This window comes from Pseudomonas sp. GG8 (assembly GCF_052976945.1).
Map to the genome: position 1 here is coordinate 1 of NZ_JBRIIP010000017.1, position 6206 is coordinate 6206.

Annotated in this window: 7 protein-coding genes; 4 read left to right on the plus strand and 3 right to left on the minus strand. The window is 61.8% G+C overall.

The window, feature by feature from the left end; all coding sequences use genetic code 11:
- Window positions 1-844: 844 nt before the first annotated feature.
- Both ACVBEG_RS27330 and ACVBEG_RS27335 read right to left on the minus strand, forming a co-directional pair.
- A complete protein-coding gene (locus tag ACVBEG_RS27330) occupies window positions 845-1030 on the minus strand; it encodes a hypothetical protein (protein ID WP_447108569.1) in 186 nt (61 codons plus the stop codon).
- Window positions 1031-1386: 356 nt separating this feature from the next.
- Window positions 1387-1566, minus strand: coding sequence for a hypothetical protein (locus ACVBEG_RS27335; protein WP_447108570.1), 180 nt, complete (start codon window positions 1564-1566; stop codon window positions 1387-1389).
- A gap of 2 nt (window positions 1567-1568) precedes the next feature.
- On the opposite strand from ACVBEG_RS27335, the gene ACVBEG_RS27340 reads away from it, so the two are divergent.
- A complete protein-coding gene (locus tag ACVBEG_RS27340) occupies window positions 1569-1691 on the plus strand; it encodes a hypothetical protein (protein ID WP_447108571.1) in 123 nt (40 codons plus the stop codon).
- A gap of 225 nt (window positions 1692-1916) precedes the next feature.
- On the opposite strand, the gene ACVBEG_RS27345 is transcribed toward ACVBEG_RS27340, so the two are convergent.
- Window positions 1917-2066, minus strand: a complete 150-nt coding sequence (locus ACVBEG_RS27345; protein WP_447108572.1) for a hypothetical protein — start codon at window positions 2064-2066, stop codon at window positions 1917-1919.
- A 134-nt stretch (window positions 2067-2200) separates the two neighbouring features.
- Between ACVBEG_RS27345 and ACVBEG_RS27350 the strand changes: the two genes are divergently transcribed.
- The 3 genes from ACVBEG_RS27350 to ACVBEG_RS27360 all read left to right on the plus strand — a co-directional run bounded on the left by ACVBEG_RS27350 (window position 2201) and on the right by ACVBEG_RS27360 (window position 4640).
- Window positions 2201-2542 (plus strand): hypothetical protein, encoded by a 342-nt coding sequence (locus ACVBEG_RS27350; protein WP_447108573.1) that lies wholly within the window; start codon window positions 2201-2203, stop codon window positions 2540-2542.
- Window positions 2543-3377: 835 nt separating this feature from the next.
- A complete protein-coding gene (locus ACVBEG_RS27355; protein WP_447108574.1) occupies window positions 3378-3611 on the plus strand; it encodes a hypothetical protein in 234 nt (77 codons plus the stop codon).
- Window positions 3612-4229: 618 nt separating this feature from the next.
- The gene (locus tag ACVBEG_RS27360) at window positions 4230-4640 is read left to right on the plus strand and encodes a TPM domain-containing protein (RefSeq protein ID WP_447108575.1); all 411 of its coding nucleotides are present in this window, start codon (window positions 4230-4232) and stop codon (window positions 4638-4640) included.
- Window positions 4641-6206 lie beyond the last annotated feature (1566 nt).

A 6206-nucleotide genomic window follows, 5' to 3' on the forward strand; every position in this document is an offset into this window, starting at 1 on the left:
TGCGCGCGCGCGCGCGCGCGCGCGCGCGCGCGCGCGCGCGCCCGCCCCCCCCCCCCCCCGCCCGCCCCCCCCCCCGCCCGCCCGCCCGCCCGCCCCGCCGCCCCGCCCGCCCCGCCCCGCCGCCGCCGCCCCGCCGCCCCGCCGCCGCCGCCGCCGCCGCCGCCGCCCCGCCGCCGCCCCCCGCCCGCCCGCCCGCCGCCCGCCCGCCCGCCCCGCCCGCCCGCCCGCCCGCCCGCCCCGCCCGCCCCGCGCCGCCCCGCCCCGCCCCGCCCGCCCCGCCCGCCCCGCCCCGCCGCCCGCCCGCCCCGCCCGCCCCGCCCCGCCCGCCCCGCCACCGCCCCGCCCCGCCCCGCCCGCCCGCCCGCCCCGCCCGCCCCGCCGCCCCCCCCCGCCCCCGCCCGCCCCGCCCGCCGCCCCGCCGCCCGCCCGCCGCCCGCCCGCCCGCCCCCGCCCGCCCGCCGCCCGCCCGCCCGCCGCCGCCCCGCCCCGCCCCTCCCTCCCGCCGCCCCGCCCGCCGCCCCGCCCCGCCCGCCCCGCCCCCCCCCCCCCCCCCCCCCCCCCTCCCCGGCCCCGCCCCGCCCCTCCCCCTCCCTCCCTCCCCCTCCCCCTCCCCCTGGCCCCCTCCCTCCCCGCGCCGCCCCCCGCCCCCTCCCTCCCTCCCTCCCGCCGCCGCCGCCGCCGCCGCCGCCCCCGCCCCGCCGCCGCCCCGCCCCGCCCCGCCCGCCCCGCGCGGCTTCTTCTTCTTTTGCTGCCTGGCTCCTTCATGGCCATGGCTGCTGCTCCTGCCCTGGCTGCTGCTGCTCCATGGCTCCTTGCTCCTGGCTTTTTTGCTCATGGCCCTGGCTCAACGAAGCCTCTGCTTCACGCTCCAGAACGAACGAACGATGACGTCGAACTGCGGCTCTAGCAGCGTATCAGGGCCGCGGTTGTAGAGTTCAAGGTTGTCTTCAGTGATGACGAAGTTGATGACTTTCTTCTCTCTTTCGGCTGGGAAGAATGACCTTCTTCCGAGTTCTTCGAGTTCTTCCACCGGCGACCGACGGAGGCAGCAACATCGCGACATAAGTTGCACGACTGCTTCGAGGAACCCTCGCCGAGATTTTCAACCGCGATGCTGGTGACGAACTGGTGCGGCGTTCGACATGTTTATTGGATAACGTGAATGTCCGACAGACGAACCGGGCGGTAGCTCAAGCCATAACGAAAGGGAAAGAGCGGGCGAGCCACTTCTTCGAAGAGTTCACGTGTAGTTCGGCGAACCGAGCGCTAAAGGACGGCCGTGCGGAGGGTGGGTCGGAGTAAACCGGAGCTGCCTGGATTAACGAGGGGAAGGACATCGGCAATTGCGATGGTTGCAGTCGTGACTGAAGTACGTCAGCTATTGTGTTACCGCCTTCGGGTGCTGGTGACCAGGTCCAGCATCGCGTCAGCCGTCTTCTGTTCCTCGACCAGAGTCAGCGGGTGGCTGTTCATCAGGGACCAGCACCAGGGCTTCGGTGGCTTCGAGCGCCTGATCAGGTTGTGCTCGTCGAACCGGCAGATCAGGCTCAGCGCGGGCTTGCTCATTCGTGGACAATGCCCGCGACGAACGTACTGCGTACCACCAGATCAGCCTGTGGGCAATCTTTACCGCCTTGGCAATCATCTTCTTCGGCTGGGCGCCGGGTCGACTCAACTTCGGTGACGCATGAGTCCAGGTAGTTAATGACTTCGGGTTGTCAGAGACATCGGCGCCGCGAGCATAAACGAGTGGCCTCGTCGCTGACTCGCATCGGCCAGACCGTCAAAATAGTCAATCTTATCGTTCTGTACGCCTGCAGTGGAACGTAGCTGCCCAGCACGTCCATCTGGCCGTCGCCATAGAGCCAATCACCGCGATGGCCTTGCTCCTCCAGCGGGAATGTTGTTGATCGTTTTCAGCAGACGATGGCCTCGCGTGCCATCTCACGCGCTCCTCGCGGGTGCAGGCGGTCTTCGGGATGGGCGTCGACCGGGTCGATGAGCGGATCGCCGATACCAACGGCACGGGTCGCGAACAGGCCCATGTCGTACTTGGCGCCCGACATTCGCGCATGGCGTCATCAATATCTTCTGGGAGATCTTCCTGTCCTTGAAGGGGTAGGTCGCAGGAAGTGTTCGCCATAGGCCGAGTCATTCATGCTCAGGTCATGCTGTTCCTGATCGCCAGCTTGGCGGCTTCATGTTGTTGTCCTCACACTGCTGGCGGATCAGCTCCTTGATGGCGCTGGTGGTCGCTGACGGTCACGCTGAAGCCGATCTGCGCAACAGGTCCTGCATCAACCAGGATCGGAATGCGGCCGGTACGCCGTTGACCGAAGTCGAGGCGACCATGACCCTGCTGGACCGCGGCATCCATCGTGGCGCGGCAGGCGCAGGTCCTGGTACATGCGCACGGGGACTCATGTCGACGGTGTCCGGTCAACGGCCGCCTTCGACCGCGCGAGCAGCAGCGAAGTGTTCGATGCTGGCCGATCAGGCTGTCAGCGAGCGATCTGGGCATGCTGCTGCGAGAAAGCGTTGACTATCACCTTGGCAATGTGTGATACGTAGGCAGGGGTTCTTGCCAAACCTTCTGAACTGCGGCCTGAGTGGATCGTGTAGAGATCGACTCATCGTGTGAGGTCACGTCCAGGCCATCGGCGAGTGGCTTCACGGGCTCAGCCACCATGTGAGGCCACCGCGTCCACTAACCAGCGACCGGAAGACCCAGGCTGATCGGAGGTTGACGATGGCCGTGGACGATGTTGTAGGCGAAAACATGGAACTTCTTCCAGGCTCAACTCTTCGGCAACTGCTGCTTCCTGCAAAGGAGATGGTTTGGAACGGGTCATCAGTCTATGTGTCGTCTATCCGCCGCAGCAATTCGTAGCAGATTCGGCGCGCATTTGGGCTGAGATCTATGAGTTGTATGCTATTTTCATCGAGGGTCATTGTTCATCAGGTTGGAAACGAGACGTTTCTTGTCTAGGGTGGCGTCATTGGCTCGGCGATCACCGAGCGACTGGCTAGGCCGACGAGAAGGCCTACAAACACAAAACTATTCATGACTATTCTCAAGGCGTTCTCTTCAGGAACTGACGTTGAGCAACTGCTCAAGCCATGTTGGGTATTGAGCCGGTCGCGCTTCATTGTCATCAGGCGAAGGGTCTGCCACGAACTCTTTGTCGCGCAGAGCATTTAGCGCAGGGAGTCTTCAAGTGTATCGCGTGGACTAGACCGAGTCTGACCGGGGATCATGCAGTGGATCGTCTGCAGTCCGGCGGAAAACTAGTTGTCGGGTCAGACGGATAAAGTATTTCAAACGGTAAGCATGTAAGACAACGGGGGCCTTCGTTCAGTTGGTCGATGATGCGCTGATGCTGCTGAGCACGTTATCGGCCGGTTGGGTGGTATTAAACAACATTCCGACCTATGACGAGCAGGTGAAAGGCCGCTGGGCGCAGGTGAAGAACGAGTATCAGCGCTTGGTCCGACCCCGACCCCGACCAGTCGAGACCGCGCGCGGTCACGCCAAACAGGAACAGACCGACGCCGCTGTCATTGTAGGCGCGGCCAAGGCCATGTCATTCAGGTCGATGCCAGCACCTTGATGATCTGGAAACTTAAAGAGTTCAAAGGAGCCCCAGGGTGGCTCACCAGCGGCGCTGAGTCGTCCGACGGTGAAGTTTTTAAGCGTTACCTGGACCGAACGAATCAAAACTTCCTCGCCTGGAATGCAGTCGAAAGGACGGCAAAATTGTATCGTGGTGTGAGTGTCTTCATCGTGTTGGGGTCCAGAGCGTGAGAACACGAAATTTGAAACCTTCTCGGTCGTCCTTGGCACACTGTGACGTACAGTGTACTGCTGAATCCGGCCCACTTTTGAGCCACGACGAGGCTCCTAGAAAAGCCCTGAAAGTGAAAACTCCGATGCGCGCCGCGGGCTGTCCTGGGCGGGTTTTAATGTCGGCGGCTTGTGCGACGGCGACTTGGCTGCGCTGTAGTTTCTGCTGATGACCGGACGCGTGTGGTCGATATGTGCACCTGATAGATGTGCAAACAGTGGAACTGTCAACATGCTCAAGGCCATGAGCAGGTGACTGGCGAGCAGGCCGTGGTGGGCGACGCCGCCGAACTGGGCAAGGCACCAGCATCGAGGATCATGGAGTCGACGAACTCGGCCGTCTCCTGGGTGCTCGGCAAAAGGGCAAGTAGATGGCGCGTCGTCATTGTTGCCCGCGATGATCATAGTGCGGATCGAGGTGAGCGATGGCCTCGAGGAACGCCTCGACCATGCCCAGTTCGTGATCATCAACCAGACAACCACCCCGGCGTTCAAGGCTGGTACCTTCTCCGGCGGCATCAGCCAGGCCGTGCAGGCCATGATCCAGGTGCCGGAGGAGTCGCTGGCCGAGCCCGCCGCCGACAATGGCCGCGACGCCATGCAGAACATGGTGGTACCTGGGCGCTGTTCGATCCTCTATCGTGATGAACATGCTCCTGGGCAGAGGACAGGCGGCGGCGGTGGCTTCATGGGCCGGATGGCGGTTTGGCTCTGGGAGGTCACGCTCCTGGTGGCGGCGGCTTCAGTGGCGGTGGTGGCAGCTTCGGCGGCGGGCGCGCTCTCGGTTTTGGGTTGATGGTGTTCTTGATAAGGTGATCGGGAACACCCGCTCTCACCGAAGAAGAACAGCGCGAGGTTGCTGAGGCTGTTCGCCTGGGTCGAACAACGAACCGATGCCGAAACTGGTCACGGTGCGGCCGGCACAGGCCGACGATTATATGTACGCGCCGTCGACCGGGCCGGCCAGCGCGCCTGTTGCTGCTGGACCGATCAATGATCAACCCAGGCTGGTCGACGAATGAGCCTGCTGTTGGGCGCAGATGGCCACTCTCAATCGTTGCCGCACTGATCATGCGCGCTCCGGCGGCTAGATCCGTCCATTCGCACCCACGCCATCGCGCCGGCTGCTCCCGCCGCCAATTCGAGCAGTAATCGGCACCATACGCTCGGTGGTACTGTATTCGATTTCGCTGTGAAGTGAGCGCTATGTCGAAATCATCGTAGACCGGATCAGCAGCGGCGCCGGTCGCATCGTCTGGAAGCGCTGATCGAGGCGTCGACTCAACAACGCAGTGATGGGGAGACCTTGCAGGGTCTCTGGGTTCATCCAAGTGGTGCGATCGTTGGCGACCGATGCGCCTGTGACGCAGACGCGAACGCAAGTAGTCGGCCGAATCGGTTGGTGGTGCCTGGGTGACGGTAAGGCCCAAGCAGATGGACGGTTTTCGTAGGCATCTGCTTTTTGTGCGTAGATTCGATTAGTGTGTGGTTACAGTGTAAGTATGCATAGGCCTTCAGTCGAGAGGTGCTAGAAAAATTTGTCGAGTAGACGCCTGCCACTGCTGTTTCTCTAAACCTAGAACAGATCTGAAATGATCAGCCACTTTCGGGCCCTTGAACCTGAAAAAAATGCTTCGTGTTCTGCTCACATTTGGCCAACTTGATAACTCGATTGGATGATTGATAGGTGTTGATCTCAGTGTTAGTATCATGGGGATGGGGTAGTAAGGGCGTTATAGAACGTCGCGAGCTGATCCTTCTCGTTGATGAGGTCATGTAGTCAAGCGTGTGATCTACAGTGCTCAGCAAACCTCCAGTCGGCTGTCTGAGCCAGAATCGCTGTACTTGGGATCCTCATATTCAGTAATCTGAACTCTGCGGCGGTAGGTATGTGTCCTCTACAGGTTGTTATATCATATTTTCAAAACCTTGATTGGTCTTTTCACGAGCGTGTGTCGATCATCGACAATGTCGTCGAGCGGCACCCAGCTGTGTTCTCTGGGTCAGTGTGTCGAATCGGTTTGTATGTAGCGGTGAACGGTGCCGTGCTTTCAATCTCAGGTTGATGACGATGCCATTGGTACCTGGATGGATCTGGCGCCCTTCGAATGGAGGCGATGACGGTGGCGAGGTCCCACATTTTTCCTTGGTTCAGTAGATCAACGCCGGCGTCGTTGTTGGCTGCTGTCATCGATCGCTGCTCCGCATCCGCCGGAATTTTGGTGTCTATAGGCGCCAGGTGGTAGTGTCGATCTACGATACATTTGACCGTTCTGGAAGACCTGGATCTGACGGTTGATGGTGATATCAGGTGCCGAAGTCTTTGTTCATTGCTGAGCTAACGCTAGTCGAGAAACATGGC